General features: G+C 64.5%; 13 protein-coding genes. 4 read left to right on the plus strand and 9 right to left on the minus strand.

The window, feature by feature from the left end; all coding sequences use genetic code 11:
* Nucleotides 1-337 precede the first annotated feature (337 nt).
* Both AC13FW_RS00945 and AC13FW_RS00950 read right to left on the minus strand, forming a co-directional pair.
* A complete protein-coding gene (locus tag AC13FW_RS00945) occupies nt 338-982 on the minus strand; it encodes an HAD-IA family hydrolase (RefSeq protein ID WP_482987878.1) in 645 nt (214 codons plus the stop codon).
* The gene (locus AC13FW_RS00950) at nt 979-2,157 is read right to left on the minus strand and encodes a phosphoglycerate kinase (protein WP_482987879.1); all 1,179 of its coding nucleotides are present in this window, start codon (nt 2,155-2,157) and stop codon (nt 979-981) included. The genes AC13FW_RS00945 and AC13FW_RS00950 overlap by 4 nt, the downstream gene beginning before the upstream one ends.
* A gap of 81 nt (nt 2,158-2,238) precedes the next feature.
* Between AC13FW_RS00950 and AC13FW_RS00955 the strand changes: the two genes are divergently transcribed.
* Nucleotides 2,239-2,793 (plus strand): GNAT family N-acetyltransferase, encoded by a 555-nt coding sequence (locus AC13FW_RS00955; RefSeq protein ID WP_482987880.1) that lies wholly within the window; start codon nt 2,239-2,241, stop codon nt 2,791-2,793.
* 197 nt (nt 2,794-2,990) lie between these two features.
* On the opposite strand, the gene AC13FW_RS00960 is transcribed toward AC13FW_RS00955, so the two are convergent.
* The 3 genes from AC13FW_RS00960 to gap all read right to left on the minus strand — a co-directional run bounded on the left by AC13FW_RS00960 (nt 2,991) and on the right by gap (nt 8,644).
* Nucleotides 2,991-4,376: a DUF3999 domain-containing protein gene (locus AC13FW_RS00960; RefSeq protein ID WP_482987881.1), complete on the minus strand. Its 1,386-nt coding sequence runs from the start codon at nt 4,374-4,376 to the stop codon at nt 2,991-2,993.
* A complete protein-coding gene (locus AC13FW_RS00965) occupies nt 4,373-7,120 on the minus strand; it encodes a DUF2339 domain-containing protein (RefSeq protein ID WP_482987882.1) in 2,748 nt (915 codons plus the stop codon). Before AC13FW_RS00965 ends, AC13FW_RS00960 begins: the two co-directional genes overlap by 4 nt.
* 522 nt (nt 7,121-7,642) lie before the next feature.
* The gene (gap, locus tag AC13FW_RS00970) at nt 7,643-8,644 is read right to left on the minus strand and encodes a type I glyceraldehyde-3-phosphate dehydrogenase (RefSeq protein WP_282268943.1); all 1,002 of its coding nucleotides are present in this window, start codon (nt 8,642-8,644) and stop codon (nt 7,643-7,645) included.
* A gap of 208 nt (nt 8,645-8,852) precedes the next feature.
* Between gap and AC13FW_RS00975 the strand changes: the two genes are divergently transcribed.
* Entirely contained in the window at nt 8,853-9,500 is a 648-nt protein-coding gene (locus AC13FW_RS00975; RefSeq protein WP_482987883.1) for an OmpW/AlkL family protein, read from the plus strand.
* A 129-nt stretch (nt 9,501-9,629) separates the two neighbouring features.
* Nucleotides 9,630-10,454 (plus strand): S1/P1 nuclease, encoded by an 825-nt coding sequence (locus tag AC13FW_RS00980; protein ID WP_482987884.1) that lies wholly within the window; start codon nt 9,630-9,632, stop codon nt 10,452-10,454.
* Between the two features lie 36 nt (nt 10,455-10,490).
* Here AC13FW_RS00980 and AC13FW_RS00985 read toward each other — a convergent pair whose 3' ends face one another.
* From AC13FW_RS00985 to AC13FW_RS00995, 3 genes are read right to left on the minus strand one after another with little or no spacing between them, the layout of a single operon-like run.
* Nucleotides 10,491-11,063: a hypothetical protein gene (locus AC13FW_RS00985; RefSeq protein ID WP_482987885.1), complete on the minus strand. Its 573-nt coding sequence runs from the start codon at nt 11,061-11,063 to the stop codon at nt 10,491-10,493.
* A gap of 1 nt (nt 11,064) precedes the next feature.
* On the minus strand, nt 11,065-12,690 hold the full coding sequence (locus AC13FW_RS00990; RefSeq protein WP_482987886.1) for a TonB family protein: 1,626 nt from the start codon (nt 12,688-12,690) through the stop codon (nt 11,065-11,067).
* The gene (locus AC13FW_RS00995; protein ID WP_482987887.1) at nt 12,677-13,051 is read right to left on the minus strand and encodes a BlaI/MecI/CopY family transcriptional regulator; all 375 of its coding nucleotides are present in this window, start codon (nt 13,049-13,051) and stop codon (nt 12,677-12,679) included. The genes AC13FW_RS00990 and AC13FW_RS00995 overlap by 14 nt, the downstream gene beginning before the upstream one ends.
* 118 nt (nt 13,052-13,169) lie before the next feature.
* Here AC13FW_RS00995 and AC13FW_RS01000 point away from each other — a divergent pair, with 118 nt between their 5' ends.
* Nucleotides 13,170-15,128, plus strand: a complete 1,959-nt coding sequence (locus tag AC13FW_RS01000; protein ID WP_482987888.1) for an acetyl-CoA hydrolase/transferase C-terminal domain-containing protein — start codon at nt 13,170-13,172, stop codon at nt 15,126-15,128.
* A gap of 250 nt (nt 15,129-15,378) precedes the next feature.
* On the opposite strand, the gene tkt is transcribed toward AC13FW_RS01000, so the two are convergent.
* Nucleotides 15,379-17,385 carry a transketolase gene (gene tkt, locus AC13FW_RS01005; protein ID WP_482987889.1) on the minus strand — a complete coding sequence of 669 codons (2,007 nt, stop codon included), beginning with the start codon at nt 17,383-17,385 and terminating at the stop codon, nt 15,379-15,381.
* Between the last annotated feature and the right edge of the window lie 148 nt (nt 17,386-17,533).

Raw genomic sequence — 17,533 nt, forward strand, 5'->3', positions numbered from 1 at the left:
GGGGAAGTTGTGCTGCTTTGCAGCAAGGAAAGTTGGCAGTGGAGACATGCCGGGGACATCGGGTGACAAGTGAAGCGGGTGGGCAGCGAAGGCCAGGAGGCTTTCCCAGAGACCCTTCCGATCGTCATTCCCGCGCAGGCGGGGTTTTCAACCGACGAATGTCGGGTCATCGCTCCCCGCTCTTCACCTTGAACTACGCCGCTCGTACCCAAGCCACATCAAAGCCAAAAAGCCAAGAGCGATTCCCGCCTGCGCGGGAATGACGAATCAGCTTTTTATGTGTACTGGAACCATCGCGGCTCCGGCTGCAGGAGCCGCGAAAACCAAAGCCTTTCAATCAACCGCGCAACACCGCCGCCAACGCATCCGGCGTAGCCGCCAACGCGCCAGCCCCGGCAGCAACCAGCTCCTCACGACCACCAAAGCCCCACAACACACCGACATTGCGCATGCCGTGGTGACGCGCGCCTTCGATGTCCATGCGGCGGTCGCCGATCATCCAGCACTGCGGCGCCTGCAATTGCAGACGCTGCAAAGCCTCGGCGATCAACTCCGGCTTGTGGCTGCGCGAACCATCTTCGGTCGCACCGATGATGTCCTCGAAGCAGCCGCCAAATGGCAGGTGCTCGACGATGCGCCGCGCATGCGGCTCGTTCTTGGCGGTGACCACGGCCAGCCGATGGCCGGCCGCGTGCAGGCCCTGCACGACATCACCGATACCGGCGTAGATATCGTGTTCCTTCCAGCCATGCGCATCGAAACGCTCGCGGTACAACTCCACCGCCCGTTCCACGCGCAGGGCGTCGCCGAACAAGGGCTTGAAGCTGGTACGCAGCGCCGGGCCGATCCACTTGCGCAGCTCGGCATCGCCGGGCACCGGATGCTCCATCTGTTCCAGTGCAAAAGCCACGCAGCGGGTGATGCCGACGGCCGAATCAATCAGCGTGCCGTCGAGATCGAAGAAGAAAACGTCGCGGCTCACGAGCCGCGAGCCTCCAACGCTGCAACCGCCGGCAAGGTCTTGCCTTCCAGGAACTCCAGGAACGCGCCGCCGCCGGTGGAGATGTAGCTCACCTGCTTGGCGATGCCGTACTTGTCGACCGCGGCCAGGGTGTCGCCACCGCCGGCAATCGAGAACGCATTGGAGCTGGCGATGGCCTTGGCCAGCGCTTCCGTACCCTTGCCGAACGCGTCGAACTCGAACACACCGACCGGACCGTTCCAGACCACGGTGCCAGCCTTGGCGATCAGTTCGGCGTACTGGGCGGCAGTCTGCGGGCCGATATCCAGAATCATGTCCTCGGCGCCGACGGCATCCACCGCCTTGACCGTGGCCGGAGCGTCAGCCGCGAATGCGGGCGCCACCACCACGTCGGTCGGCAGCGGGATCTCGGCGCCGCGGGCCTTGGCGTCGGCATCGATCTTGCGCGCGGTGTCGAGCAGGTCGTTCTCGACCAGCGACTTGCCCACGCCATGGCCTTCGGCCGCGATGAAGGTGTTGGCGATGCCACCACCGACGATCAGCTGGTCGACCTTGCTTACCAGGCTGGACAGCAGTTCCAGCTTGGTCGAGACCTTGGAGCCGGCAACAATCGCCAGCAACGGGCGCGCCGGGTTGGCCAGCGCCTTGTCCAGCGCGTCCAGCTCGGCCATCAGCAGCGGGCCACCGGCAGCGACAGGAGCGAAGCGGATCACGCCATGGGTCGAGGCCTGTGCGCGGTGTGCGGTACCGAAGGCGTCCATCACGAACACGTCGCACAGCGCGGCGTACTTCTGCGACAGGGCCTCATCGTCCTTGCCCTCACCCACGTTCATGCGGCAGTTCTCCAGCAGCACGATCTGGCCTGGGGCCACGTCGACGCCGTCCACCCAGTCCTTGACCAGCGGCACGTCCACGCCCAGCAGCTCGGACAGACGCTTGGCCACCGGCGCCAGCGAATCGGCTTCGCTCCACACGCCTTCCTTGGGACGGCCCAGGTGCGAGGTCACCAGTACAGCGGCGCCCTTCTCCAGTGCCAGCTTCAGGGTCGGCAGCGAGGCGGTGATGCGCTGCTCGGAGGTGATCTTGCCGCTCTCGTCGATCGGCACGTTCAGATCCTGGCGGATCAGTACGCGCTTGCCGGAAAGGTCGAGGTCGGTCATGCGAACGATGGACATGGCAGGATCAGCTCCGCAAAGATGGGGGAAACCGCAATTCTCGCCCGCCCTGCCTGATGGGGCAAACCCAAGGTGCACCGGATGTCGCCACGCCTGCCGCAACCCGAACTGTCCAGCCCCCGCCTGCGCCTGCACGAAGTCCGGGATGGCGACGCTGCAGCGCTGTTCGCCATTCATAGCGATGCCCGGGTGATGCGCTACTGGAGCTACCCGGCCTGGACCGAAGTGGAACAGGCCGAACAGAAGATCGCCGACATCCAGCGCCAGCGCCGCGAACTGGACATGCTGGTCTGGGCCATTGCCGACGCGGACAGCGACCTGTTGATAGGCAGCAGTGCCATCTTCCACATGGACCTGGCACAGGCCCGTGCCGAGATCGGTTACAGCCTGCATCCAGACTGGCAGGGCCGCGGCCTGGCCAGCGAAGCCCTGCAGCTGGTGCTGGGCTACGTCTTCAACGATCTGGGACTGCGCCGCATCGAGGCCGACATCGACCCGCGCAACCCGCCCTCCTGTCGCCTCGTCGAAAGGTTCGGCTTCGTCCGCGAGGGCCTGCTCCGCGAACGCTGGCAGGTAAACGGCGAGATCTGCGACAGCGCCATCTACGGCCTGCTGCGCCAGGATTTCAACCGGTAGAGCCGAGCCATGCTCGGCTGCAGGCCTCACCAGCAACCCACACTACTTGTGGGAGCGGCGTAAGCCGCGAAGCAGATAAATCAACAGCGCAAAAAGCACCCCCTCCCCGGCCCTCCCCTTCGCTTTGCGAAAGGGGGGGAGAGAAGCCTGCTGACTTCGCGTGTGAAGGCCTCTGCCGAGCATGGCTCGGCACTACGTCAGGTGTCTTTTTTTTCTGTGCGGCTGCTGCGGATCAGGCTAAATGCAAAACCCGCTACTGCTGCTGCACCGAGTACCAGCACCGACCACAACACGATGTTCTTCCAATCACGTGGGGCTTCGGCCTGCTGGTAGGCAACATCACCGGCGCGCTGTGCGACCGCGCCCAGCGTTGCCGCGACCGGCTGCCATTGCGCGCCGTTGTGCGCGCGCAAGGCTGCCAACATCGGATCCAATGCCGCCTGCGTCTTGCCCTCGTCCGCGCTGCCTGCGACCAGCAGGTAAGGCGCGCGACCCTGCGCAAGAAACACCACGCTGCCAGGGCGATAACCCAACCGCAACGTTGGCGCAGCAGCAGGCACCGCGCCGGGCTCGGCCTGCAGGCGCCACTGCCTGTCATCCACGATGCCGGAGGTTTCCAGCGGTGGCGAACGCTGCTGCTCGCCTGCCTGACTGAGGTTCCATGCATTCCAGCCCGTGGTCAGTGCCTGCCACACCGGCTCACCATCGGCAGCGCGCGAGCGGTCTTCGTCGCGACTGGAGACCGTCCAGCTCACCGCGCTGTTGGACGGCATCACCACATCCAGGCGCTGCACCGGGAATCGGCCCTGCAGGCGGTACAGATAGCCATCCTTGCCGTTGCCGCCAGCAGCCGCCTGCAGTTCCTGCCATTGCCAATCGCCAACCTCGACCGCATCAGCGAACTCACCGCGCAGGCCCTGCAACTGCGGCGCGCCGCTGCGCTGCAGAGGTACAAGACGCAGATAGCGCAGACCTGATTCAACCTTGATGCTGTTGCTGCGCAGCTCGTTGCCCTGGTTGCGCAGTTGCACCAGCCGCACTTGCGGATCCAGCACCTGCCAACCGCGCAGGTCGTCGCTGCCTTCGAGGCGATAGCCAAGATCCAGCGTCGCCGCGGTGTCACTCCAATCGACCAGTAGTTTGTGCAGCTTGCCGGCCTCGTCACCCAGGTCGACCAGCCATACCGGGTCAGCGCTCCCCGCCGCCCTTGCCGTGCCGACCGAATTGCGGATCGACACCACTTTGCCAGCGGTATCGCGTTCCACCACGATGCTCAGGTCCTCATCGCCGCCCGCACTTGCTGCAGGCAATGCAAACCACTGCAGCGGCGCAGTACGCACCGCACCACCAAGCGGCGTTGCAGCAGCATAGACGGCGCTGGCCACCGGTTTGCCATCGGCATCGATCACCCGTACATCGCGCAGGTCACGCCAATGCGCGGCGGCATACACCGATGCATCCAGCGGCACCCGGTAAGCACCGGCATCGGACTGGGACAGCTGCAACGGCCATTGGCGGGCGAAGTCATCGGCTGCAATTGCGCTGAAAGGCAACAAGGCCAGTACCAGCAGGCGCTTGATCATGCGGTTGTTTCCTCGTTGTTTGTCCCAGCACCCTGCCTCCGTGGCGGTGCCGGCGCCAGCCAGCCCACCAGGGTGCACAGCAGTCCGTAAGCGATGAAGGCGCCGATACCAAGCAGGTCACCCAGGTTGCCGCGATCGATCAGCAGCAGCTTGGCCAACACCACGCTCATCAGGATTGCGCCGGCCAACCACAACCCCCACTGGCCACGACGCGAGCCGGAAATCCAGCCAACCACGCCCAGCAGGCTCCAGACCACGGTCAGGCTGGTCTGCGCCAGTTTCGTGCCAAGCAGACTGTCACTCCACGGCACATCACCCCAGTGATGCACCGCTCGCAGCGTCATCACCGTCACCAGCACCAGCGCCGCCACCGCCGTGCCAACCAGTTGCATCGGCAACACCGCTGCGCCACCGCTCTGGCGCAGGCGCATCGCCAGCAAGGCAAGCACGGCGATCTCCGCCAGTTCCAGCGGATTAAGTACAACGATCCACGGCAATGGCGCAGCCGAACCAGCACTGGCCAACGATGTCAGCCACCACAAGCCAAGTGCCGCGAACACGGCGATCTGCAAGGCCTTGCGATAGCCATCAAACGCCGCCCCCAAGGGCTGCGACAACCACGCCCAGCGATACATGGACAACACCGCCAGCAGCAACCACGGCAGCGCCAGCAACATGCCCACCCAGCCCTCGGCCAGCGCGAAGCGGTCGCCGATATGCCAGGCCAACAGCGACACCACGGTCGGCCACAGCAACCACCAGGCCAGCTGCGCCAAACCAGCAACCTTGCCGCTGCCAGCACGCAGGCACATCAGGCTGCGCACACCCAGAACGGCGAACACTGCCCACGCCACCGCGCCGTAACCGGCGAATGGCTGCCCGTATTCGGACACCTGCAGGAAGGCCACCGGGAAGGCCATCACCAACGCGCCCAAGGTGGTCAGCGACAGCGCCAACACAGGCGCACGCCGCTGCACTTCCGCCGCCAGCCAACCGGTCACACCGAGTAGCAGCAAGACCGCGTGCAGGCGACTGTCGACCTCGACGAAATCACCGATCTCCAGGATCACGTTGCCCAGCCACCAGGCCAGCGCCCACAGGTAGGCCACAGTCGCCACCTGCAGATTGCCTGTACTTCGGTACCACCATGCGGTGGCGAAGCCGGCCACGGCGATCAGCAAGGCACCCATGAAGGCGGCGTTGGCGATGGCAGTCGTCGCGCCGAGATGGCTGCCCGACACACCAATCGCCAAGGCCCCGGCAGCGGCCAGTTGCAGGCCAAGACCCGTCCAGCGGGCCAAGCGACGGTCCTGGGTCAAGCCCAGCCAGACCAGACCCGCACCTTCCAGCGCGAACACCGATGCGGTTGCCTTCGCCGACAGGGCCAAGGGCACCGCCAAGGTGGCGAATCCGACTGCGAGAATCGCATAGCCACGCGCCAGCACATTCATGCGCTCGCTGTTGATCAACGCGCGCGCCAATACTGCGTACAACGCGGCCACGCCCAGTGCACAGAACGCCAGGGGCATGCGATCGCCGTGCAGCAACGCTGCCTGCAACGAGAATGCGACCAGCGGCGTACCAAACAACAGGCAGCCATCGATGCGCGCACTGCCCTCGCTGCTGGCCTTGCGGGCATACAACAAGGGCAACAACAGATAAAACACGAAGAACAACACCAGGAACGGCTCGGTGCTGTTGAAATTGGCCGGGGTGTACTTCAACACGCCCCAGGCCGTGCCAATGCCCCAGGTGAAGGCAAACCCCAGCAGGTTGAGGATGCGCCACGGCCGCACCCAGGCGATGGCGAAGATGCCGGCATTGAGCAGTGCGTAGTACGAGAACAGGGCCACATGATTGCCACTGCCGTCGGACAACCAGATCGGCGCCATGAAGCCAGCCAGTACACCGAGAATGGCCAGGGTTCTGCTTTCCTGCAGCACCGCCATCACCGACAGGCCGGCGATCAACACCACACTCAACGCAAATGCGGCGCCAGTGCCGATCATTCCGTAGTTCTTGCAGGCGGAAAACACCACCAGCAACAGAATGCCGATCATGCCGCCCTGCATCGCCAGGGCAAAGCTGCGATGGCTTTCGCGCTTGCGCCAGGCGAACACCAAACCGGCCAATGCCGCTGCACTGATGCCAGCCAGCTTCAGGCTGACCGGAACGGTGAACCAGCCCTGGTCAGTGGCGTACTTGAGCAACGCCGCCACACCGGCCAGCAGCACCAGCATGCCGACCTTGACCGGCACATTGCCGCTGGTCAGCCATTGCTTGGCGTAGGCAAGCGCGCGTTCGACGAAGTTGGGTTCGGCAGGCTCAGCCGGCGTCCAGGTCCGCTCTGGCGGCGGTTCGCGGCGGGCAGGAATCGGCCGGCGCGGCTCGCTTGCCAGCGGATCGAGCGGATCTGCCCTGGGCGGCAACGGCGGCGGTGCTGGCGACGCAGCGACGGGTTCGGCCGGGTGCGCCGGCGATGCAACCGCCAGCGGCTCGATCACGGTTTCATCTGCCTCGGGCTCGGGGGCAGGCTCGGGCTCCGCCCAGGCGTAGGGCCGGATCGCCTCGACGTGCTGCCTGCGTGGTGCTGCTTCCGTCTCGCCAGCATCCAGTCGCTCCTCCAGCGCAGCCACGCGGCGCTTGAGCGAAGACACCGACACCAAGGCAGCCACCAGCAACACCGGTATGGCCAGTGCGGCCAGTACCAGCAGCACAATCAACAACACCCAACCCTCGTCCATTGATCATCCTTGTGCACCTGAACGTGCTGCATCACCTTATCCGCGCCACCTGAAAACGCAAGACGCCCCCAGTCAGCTTCAGCCCGCGCCTTGCCGCGCAATGCTTTCAGCCAGGGCGTTTGAGCCGCGTTGAGCCCCAGACTGCACTTTTGTGGGAGCGGCGTAAGCCGCGAAGCTGGTAGATCATCAGATGGCATGCATACCAAGGGTTTCAGCCGTCTCAGCTTCGCGGCTTGCGCCGCTCCCACACCGAACGCTGCTCGCGCAACACTGGCATCGGCTTGGTTGTCGAGTGGCGAGTGGACAGCGTCAGGCTTCCAGCGAGACTTCCCCGGCATCACCATCACCCTCTAGCCCGCGCAAGGTCCGCGCCAGCAGCCGCCTTCGGTCGTTCATCAGGCCGCACGCCAGTGGCGTGCAAGCAGCCTTCTTCACCCCCTTCACCTTCGGTGAAAGGGGGGGCTTCAAGAATGCAGAACGGGCGCCTTTCGGCGCCCGTTCTGCTTGCAGCTGTTGCGTGGATCAGGCGGCGACGACGCGCACCATTTCCAGGCACTTGTTGGAGTAGCCCCACTCGTTGTCGTACCAGCTGACCAGCTTGACGAAGGTGCCATCCAGGGCGATGCCGGCTTCGGCGTCGAACACGGAGGTGTGGGTCTCGCCACGGAAGTCGGTGGCAACCACCTTGTCTTCGGTGTAACCGAGGATGCCCTTCAGCGCGCCTTCGCTCTGTGCCTTCACTTCGGCGCAGATTTCAGCGTAGGTGGCTTCCTTCTCCAGCTCGACGGTCAGGTCGACCACCGACACGTCCGAGGTCGGCACGCGGAAGCTCATGCCGGTCAGCTTCTTGTTCAATTCCGGGATCACCACGCCCACGGCCTTGGCAGCACCGGTGGAGGACGGAATGATGTTCTCCAGGATGCCGCGGCCGCCGCGCCAATCCTTGTTGGACGGGCCGTCAACGGTCTTCTGGGTAGCAGTGGCAGCGTGCACGGTGGTCATCAGGCCACGCTTGATGCCCCACTTGTCGTTGATGACCTTGGCCAGCGGGGCCAGGCAGTTGGTGGTGCACGAGGCGTTGGAGACGATGCTCTGGCCGGCGTAGGTCTTGTGGTTCACGCCGAACACGAACATCGGCGTGTCGTCCTTGGACGGGGCCGACAGGATCACCTTCTTGGCGCCCGCGTCCAGGTGCTTCTGCGCGGTTTCCTTGGTCAGGAACAGGCCGGTGGACTCGATCACCACGTCCACGCCCACTTCGTCCCACTTCAGGTTGGCCGGGTCGCGTTCCTGGGTGAGGCGGATCTTCTTGCCGTTGACCAGCAGGTCGCTGCCCGACACTTCCACGTCGGCCTTGAAACGGCCGTGCACGGAGTCGTACTTGAGCATGTAGGCCAGGTAATCCGGCTCCAGCAGATCATTGATGGCCACGATCTCGATGTCGTTGCCGAAGTTCAACACTGCCGAACGCAGCACATTGCGCCCGATGCGACCGAAACCGTTGATGCCGACCTTGATTGCCATGTTCACAAGCTCCTGCAGCCGCAAAACCGTTGCGGCGGGGTGGAAAGGGGACGCCATTCTAGCAGGACCCATGCCCGCCCCGTGGCGCCCAGCCATCCCCCGCAGCTGAGCGCCAGCTGAGCGCAAACCCCTGTTTGATCAGGATCAAAGCGGTACCCGGGCGCTGACCGGACACTGGCGCCACCTCCACCAAGCAACGGAATTACACATGCGCAAGACCTCCGCCCTGCTGCTCTCCGCCATGGCCGCCGCCGTGTCCCTGGCTGCTGCCGCCCCCGCCATGGCCCAGTCCAAGGGCGACTGGACCCTGGGCGTCGGCGTCCACGCGGTTGACCCGACGTCCGATGCCGGCGATCTGAATGGCGCCGCGTTGGGCCTGGGCAAGCTGTCCACCAAGGTCGACAGCGACGTCAAGCCGACCGTCACCTTTGAGTACTTCGTCGCCGACAACATCGGTATCGAAGTTCTCGCAGCGCTGCCGTTCAAGCACGACGTCAGCATCGACGGCGTCGGCAAGGTCGGCGAAACCAAGCAGCTGCCGCCGGTGGTCTCGCTGCAGTACCACTTCACCAACAGCAGCAAGGTCACCCCGTTCGTCGGCCTGGGCGTGAACTACACCAAGTTCTTCAGCACCGACAGCAAGGGCGCGCTGGCTGGCACCAAGCTGAAGCTGGAAGATTCGTGGGGCCTGGCCGCCCATGCTGGCCTGGACTTCGCCGTCAGCGACAAGGGCGCACTGCGCGTTGACATGCGCTGGGCCGATATCGACACCAAGGTGAAGGTCAACGGCAACAAGCTGGGCACCGCCAAGATCGATCCGCTGGTGTACGGCGTGGCTTACGTCTTCAAGTTCTGAGGCTGGCCGCAATTGACGGGTAAGTAAGTATTGCCCTCCCCCAGCGAACACGTCCCCGGCTACAACCGGGGGCGTGTTTCGCCATCTGGCGCACGTAGCCGATGGCGGCGCAGCCGTTAGAATGGCGGCATGAACAAGCTCCACCGTCTCCTGATGCCGGCACTGGGCATCGCCATCGCTGTCTCCGCAACCCTCCCCGGCCAGGCACTGGCATGGGGCGCGCAAGGCCACCGCCTGGTCGCACGGGTCGCCGAAACCCGCCTGGATCCCCAGGCCAAGGCCGAAATCGATCGACTGTTGGCGAGCGAGCCCGGCGCCAGCCTCAGCAGCATCGCGCCGTGGGCAGACCAGCTGCGCGCGAACGACCCCGATCTGGGCAAGAAGTCGGCCGGCTGGCACTACGTCAACATGGCTGAAGACGGCTGCAACTTCTCCCCGACCAAGCACTGCCGCAACGGCAACTGCGTGGTGGGCGCCCTGCAGCAGCAAAGTGAAATCCTGGCCAACCGCCAGCTCAGCGACGCCGAACGCCTGCAGGCACTCAAGTTCGTCGTGCATCTGGTCGGCGACCTGCACCAACCCCTGCACGCCGGCTATGGTCACGACCGCGGCGGCAACAACTATCAGCTGCAGTTCAACGGGCGCGGTACGAATCTGCACTCGGTATGGGACAGCGGCATGTTCTATCCGCTGCAGCTGAACGACGACCAGTTCCTGCAACGCCTGCAGGCACTGCCGGCCCCCAGCGGTGTGCGCACACCGGACCTGCAGCGCGATCCCGCCCTGTGGGCCGAGCAGACCTGCCGCATCGCCACCCGCAAGGGCCTGTACCCGGACGGTCACAAGATCGACGAGCGTTACACCGCTGTATGGGAACCGGTCGCCGAAGCACAACTTCGTATGGGCGGCGAACAGCTGGCCGCGCTGCTGAACCAGCTGCTCGATACTCCCTGAGCAATCAACGCGCCTGCACCACGTGCAGGCGCGTCTTCAGTGCAAGGCGTCCTCGCGCCGCACCATTGCCCTGCCCTCAATCACCTCGAAGGTGAAGGCATAGGCCAGGGTTACCGGCACTACCTCGATACGTGAGGCGTTACTGCAGTCTCCGTTCGACGGTGCCGTTACACCAGCCGCGTAGTGACAGACCGCAGCCGGCTCGAACAACCACCCGGAAGTGGCGGCCAGCGCCGCCTGCAGCAGGCCTGCATTGGCCGTGTCACTTCCCGCACCGCAAGCCGAATGCGCCAACAGCGGCGCGCTGCGTTCCACCCGCCCCTGCGCATCAAGGATGACATTCACGCATACCGTGGTGGCATCCAGCGAACGCTTGGCGTACTCCAACGGCAACACCGGATCATCGGCACTTACGGCAACCGGCATGCGGAAGCTTTCCGTGGCCGCCAACTGATAGGGCTGTATCTCGCCTGCGCCACCGGACGACTCGGGCGTCAGCATCTGCCGGTGCTGGTTGAGGTTGAAACTGCTGCTCGCCTGTTCTTTCGCTGGCTGCGTCGCACAACCTGCAAGCATCAACACCACCAGCATCACCGCATGCCCGCGCACCTCAGCTCCTGCTCTGGGTTTCGGTGTAGTGCATTTCTTCTTCGTCCATATCAAACGAGATCGGCACCCGGATGAGGCCGGCGACCGGCTTGCCGTCCTTCATTGCCGGCGTGAAACGCCACTGCCTTGCAGCGGCAATCGACACTTCCTCGAACACCCCCTTGGGATGCGCCTCGGCAACGACCACGTCGGTCGCCCGGCCTTCGGCATCCACCGCGATACGCAGCACCACCTTGCCACTGGTGCCACTGTCGATCGCAGCGCGCGGATAACTGGGCGGCGGCATCCGCCCGGCATTCGGCAAGGTCACCTGCTCGGCCTTGCCGGAACCTGCCGATACGATGGCCGGGTCCCCTGCCGCCAAGGCGATCGAACGCAGCTCCAGTGCCCAGGTCGAGCGCCCATCGGCGGTGGACACTTCGATGCCTGCGGCCACATCGGGCTTGATCAGCAAGGTCGGCGACGAAATCAGGTCCCCGTTCGCCTTCAGCGTGCCTTTCAGCGTGAGCATGCCGTCGGCGGCAGGCTGCAGGGTGAACTCCGCTGCCCACTGCACGCCCTTGTCCGAGCTGGCGCTGAAGGAGAACGGCGTGCCTGCCGATTGCTGTAGCTCGAAGCGCTGCCTGGTGCCTTCCAGCGTCGCTTCCACGAAGGTTGCGTACACCGTGCCCTTGCCGGTCGTCGTGGATGTCGATGAAGAAGAAGACGTGGACGTAGACGAGGAAGTGGACACCGCTTTGCCCGGCTGCGCGGCCCAGGCGGTATAGCCGAAAGCAGACGACAAGCCCAGCGACAGCACCAACATGGCACACCACTGCTTCCTGCCCGGTACGGGACGCTTCAACATGGCAATACGCTCCTTCAATGGATGATGGTTCTGCCAGTGACACCCCACCGGCAACGGGGACGCGGCCAGCCCGGTCTTGAGCATGGCCTCGCCGTAACTGCGGCGTGCGCCCGACATCTGGGCAATCACACGTTCATCGCAGGACAATTCCTGGTCTTCGCGGCAGCAACGCAGTGCGAGCAACAACAGCGGGTTGAACCAGTACAGGCACTGCAACAACGCCAGCAGTGCGTTGATCGCGATGTCACCGCGTTGCAGATGCACGCGCTCATGCAGCAGCACCAGTTGCTGCTCGATCGGCAGATAGCGTTGCTCGAAGCCAGCCGGCAGCACGATCCGCGGCCGCAACAAGCCCATCGCCGCAGGCAAGCCCGCCACTGCTTGCGCCTGCCACAATCCGTCATCGCGTCGGCTGAGCAGCCCCAGCCCCTGCTGGAATTTCCGCTGCTGGCGATACAGGCGCAACGCCATCAGCAACACCCCGGCGAGCCATGCACAGCACAGCCAAAGCGGCCAATGCGCTATCACGGCGGGACCAGCGACCACCGCCTGCCCAACCTGCACAGCTACTTCACTCACCCGCATCGGCACGGGCGCTACTCGTGGTGCCGGCAACAGCACCGCCAGCAGCGTCGCCGGCAGCAGCAGCCACAGCAGGTAAGCAGCACTTGCCCCGAGCCAGCGCCGCAGCGGCCGGCGCAGTATCAGTGCCAGCGCAACCGCCGCACTGCTGGCCAAGGTGGTCTTCAGCAGCAGCGCAAGGATCTCAGTGCTGCTCATCGCCGAGCCCCTCCAGCAGTTTGCGCAGCTCGGCCACGTCCTCGCGGCTGAGCCGCTGGTGCTGGCTGAAATGGGCGACCAGCGGCGCAACCCGGCCATCAAACAGGCGTTCGATCAGGCTGCTGCTCTCCTCCAGCAACCAGGCATCGCGCTGCACCAGCGGCGTGTACAGGAAACGCCGTCCTTCCTTGGCTGCACTGATCGCCGCCTTGTTGAGCAGGCGGTTGAGCAGGGTCTTGACCGTGGCCTCGGCCCAGTCATTGCCGCCGGGCAGTCGCGCGATGACCTCGTCTGCAGACAGCGGGTGCTGCCCCCAGAGGACTTCCATGACAACGGCCTCGGCCTCGCTGATACGGATCATCGTTTACGCCTGTAATTTTTTACGATTACACGAGTAAACGAAAGCCCTGTCAAGCCCTCACCAAGTGATTCAGGGGGGACATGCTGTAATGCCGATACCCCCGCAGATACCGGACACCATGCCCCATCACGTGACCGACCTCGACGCCGCCGTGGACTGGCTGCTGAGCAACATCCAAGGCCCACTGCGCATCGGCGCCCCACTGGCGCTGGGCAAACCGCACCGTTTGCTCAATGCCTTGTACGCGCGTATCGAACACGACCCGGCGCGGCCCCTGCAGCTGTATACCGCGCTGTCACTGAACCCGCCGCAAGCCAAAGGCGATGGTTTGGAAGCGCGTTTCATGCGCCCGTTCGTCGAGCGCCACTTCGGCGCCGACTTCCCGCGCCTTGCCTACTCCGACGCCATCGCCCGCGATGCGTTGCCTGCACATGTGCAGGTCGAAGAGTTCTACATGCAATCCGGTGCTTTGCTGCGGTCGACGCAGGCACAGCGCTACTACACCAGCCTCAACTACACGCATGCCGCCGATGCGGTGGCGCAGCGCGCGCCGAATGCGATCGTGCAGAAAGTGGCCTACCGCGAAGGCAGCAACCAGCTGTCGCTGTCGTGCAACAACGACATCACCCAGGACACACTGGATGCCATCGCCAAGCGCGGCCTGCCCAAGCCCTTGTTGATTGCCGAGATTGATCCGCAACTGCCGTGGCTGGGCGGCACCGCCGCCGTTGATCCGGACTTCTTCGATCTGGTGATCACCCCGCCCGGTCCCTACCCACGGCTGTTTGGCCTGCCGCGGCAGCCGGTCAGCGATGCCGACTACGCCATCGGCCTGTACGCCAGCACCCTGGTGCGCGACGGCGGCACCTTGCAGATCGGTATCGGCACGCTGGCCGACGCACTCAGCCATGCGCTGGTGCTGCGGCATACCGACAACGCACGCTATCGGCAGATCCTGCACGCGCTCGATCCGCAGATCGCCGAGCACCCGCTGGTGCATGAAGCAGGTGGGCTGGGGCCGTTCGAGATCGGCCTGTATGGCTGCAGCGAGATGCTCAACGAAGGCTTCCGCAAGCTGGTGCAGACCGGCGTGATCTGGCGCAAGGTGCATGACGATCTTGGCCTGATGCAGCGCCTGGCCGACGGCACTGCCAGCAATGGTGACCGTGGCCGGCTTGCACGCGAAGGCGAGTACCTGCACGGCGCCTTCTATCTGGGCTCAGCCGAGTTCTACAACTGGCTGCGCAATCTCCCCGATGCCGAACGCGCTGCCATCGGCATGCGCCGCATCAGTGAGATCAACCAGCTCTACGGCGGCAACGAAGCATTGGAACGCCTGCAGCGCCGCGATGCGCGCTTCTTCAACTCCTGCATGATCGCCAGCGCGCTTGGCGCAGCGGCATCGGATGCATTGGAAGATGGCCGCGTGGTCTCCGGCGTCGGTGGCCAGTACAACTTCGTGGCGATGGCGCATGCCCTGCCCGATGCACGCAGCATCCTGATGTTCCGTGCGACGCGTGAGGATGGCGGCCAGCCGCAATCCAATGTGCGCTGGAACTACGGCCACACCACGATCCCCCGCCATCTGCGCGATGTCTTCGTCAACGAGTACGGCATCGCCGACCTGCGCAACCTGACCGACGAAGATTGCGTGGCCGCGATGAGCAGCATCACCGATGCGGCATTCCAGTCGGCGCTGTTGGATCAGGCCAAGGCCTCGAAGAAACTCGCTGCCAACTTCAGCGCGCCAGCACAGTGGCAACAGAACCGCGCCAAGGTGCTGCGCGCGAAACTTGCCCCATTCCGTGCCGATGGCAGTCTGCCGGACTACCCGCTGGGCAGTGATTTTGATGCCGTTGAACAGGATCTGGTACGCGCATTGGGCTGGCTGAAATCAGCGACTGCGACGCCGATGGGCAAGCTGCGTACCGTCGTCGCAGCCTTGCGCCAACCGCCCGCCGAGAACGATGCGATGTACATGCAGCGGATGGGACTGGAGCGACCGGCCAATTTTGGCGAGCGGCTCAATGCCGGTTTGCTGCGGGTTGGTCTGGCGCGGAGTGCGGGGAAAGCTTGATGGTGTGCATCGCAACCTGATCGCACGCCGGGAAGCTTGGGTTTTGCAGGAGCGGTGTAAGCCGCGAAGCTGACAATCGACATTGGCATCGGCAGCCAAAGGTTCTCAGCTTCGCGGCTTACGCCGCTCCTACATTGGTCGGAATATCGGGAAAGCCCCTGCCGAGCGTGGCTCGGCACTACAGTTGCGGCGATGCCAAAACAAAGGCCGGGTTTCCCCGGCCTTTGTCCAATCTTGCGATGTAGGGCTATCAGCCCGCGATCTGCGCCTTGGCAGCTGCCACAACCGCTTCGGTGGTGATGCCGAAGTGCTTGTACAGCTTGTCGGCCGGGGCCGATGCGCCGAAGGTGTCCAGACCGATGACTGCACCGTCCAGGCCCACGTACTGGCGCCAGAAACCGGTGACGCCGGCTTCGACGGCAACACGCTTGCGCACGGCGTTCGGCAGCACGGACTCGCGGTAAGCAGCGTCCTGGCGATCGAACACGTCGGTGCATGGCATCGATACCACGCGGGTCTTGATGCCGGCAGCGTCCAGCTCGGCCTTGGCGGCCACGGCCAGACCGATTTCCGAACCGGTGCCGATCAGGATCACGTCCGGGGTACCGGCGGCGTCAGCCAACACGTAACCACCGCGTTCGATCTGCTTCACCTGCTCGGCCGTACGCGGCTGCGGGGCCAGGTTCTGGCGGCTGAAGATCAGGCAGCTCGGGCCGTCCTTGCGGACGATGGCAGCCTTCCAGCTGACCGCCGATTCGGCCGCATCACACGGACGCCACACATCGTTGTTGGGGATGTAGCGCAGCGAGGACACGTGCTCCACCGGCTGGTGGGTCGGGCCGTCTTCGCCCAGGCCGATCGAGTCGTGGGTGAACACGTGGATGACATGCGCCGGGATCAGCGCGCTCATGCGCAGCGCGTTGCGGGCGTAGTCGCTGAACACCAAGAAGGTGGCATCGAACGGCAGGAAACCGCCGTGCAGGGCCAGACCATTGGCAATCGCGCTCATGCCGAACTCACGTACGCCGTAATGCACGTAGTTGGCATGCGGGTCTTCGCCGACCACGGTCTGCGCACCCTTCCACAGGGTCAGGTTGGAGCCGGCCAGGTCAGCCGAGCCGCCGATGATTTCCGGCAGCAGCGGTGCGAAAGCCTGGATGGCATTCTGCGAGGCCTTGCGCGAGGCGATGTTCGGCGCTTCGGCCTGCACCTGGGCGATGTAGGCATCGGCCTGGGCAATGAAGTCAGCCGGCAGCTCGCCGTGCGAACGGCGGGTCAGTTCGTCGGCATCGGCCGGGAACTGTGCGGCGTACTTGTCGAACAGCTGCTCCCACTCGGCCTGACGCAGGGTGCCGGTGCCGCCAGCGCGCCAGCCGGCATAGATTTCTTCCGGGATCTCGAACGGGCCGTAAGCCCAGTTCAGTGCCTTGCGGGTGGCTTCCAGCTCGTCCTTGCCCAGCGGTGCGCCGTGGCTGGATTCCTGGCCGGCCTTGTTCGGCGAACCAAAACCAATGGTGGTCTTGCAGCAGATCAGGGTCGGCTTGTCGAACTGCGACAGCGCCTGCTCGATGCCAGCCTTGATGCTTTCCGGATCGTGGCCGTCGACGCCGCGCACCACGTTCCAGCCATAGGACTCGAAGCGTGCCGGGGTGTCGTCGGTGAACCAGCCTTCCACTTCACCGTCGATGGAGATGTTGTTGTCGTCCCAGAAGCAGACCAGCTTGTTCAGGCCCCAGGTGCCAGCCAGCGATGCAGCTTCGTGCGAGATGCCTTCCATCAGGCAGCCGTCGCCCATGAACACCCAGGTGCGGTGGTCGACGACTTCGAATTCCGGGCGGTTGTAGCGCTGCGACAGCAGCTTTTCCGCCAATGCGAAGCCCACGGCGTTGGCCAGGCCCTGACCCAGCGGACCGGTGGTGGTTTCCACGCCCGGGGTTTCATGACGCTCCGGGTGGCCGGCGGTCTTGCTGCCCAGCTGGCGGAAGGCCTTCAGCTCTTCGATCGGCAGGTCGTAGCCGCTCAGGTGCAGCAGCGCGTAGTGCAGCATCGAGCCGTGGCCGTTGGACAGCACGAAACGGTCACGGTTGAACCACTTCGGGTTGTTCGGGTTGTGACGGAGATAGTCGTTCCAGAGCACTTCGGCGATATCGGCCATGCCCATCGGCATGCCGGGATGACCGGACTTGGCGGCTTCTACCGCATCAGCGGCAAGGAAACGGATGGCGTTCGCCAACTGGCGGCGGGTGGGCTGCGTCATGGGTCGTCAGAATCAGGAGGCTCCCGCGGAACTGCGGGCGGCCTATTGTCCCACAAGCGACTGCCGGGATCAGTCCGTAAAAGCTGACGGTAGTTTGGATTGGTTTCGCCTGACAGGAACATGCCTAGGCAAAACGGCCACCCTGAAC

It is taken from the genome of Stenotrophomonas sp. 21LCFQ19 (assembly GCF_056861425.1).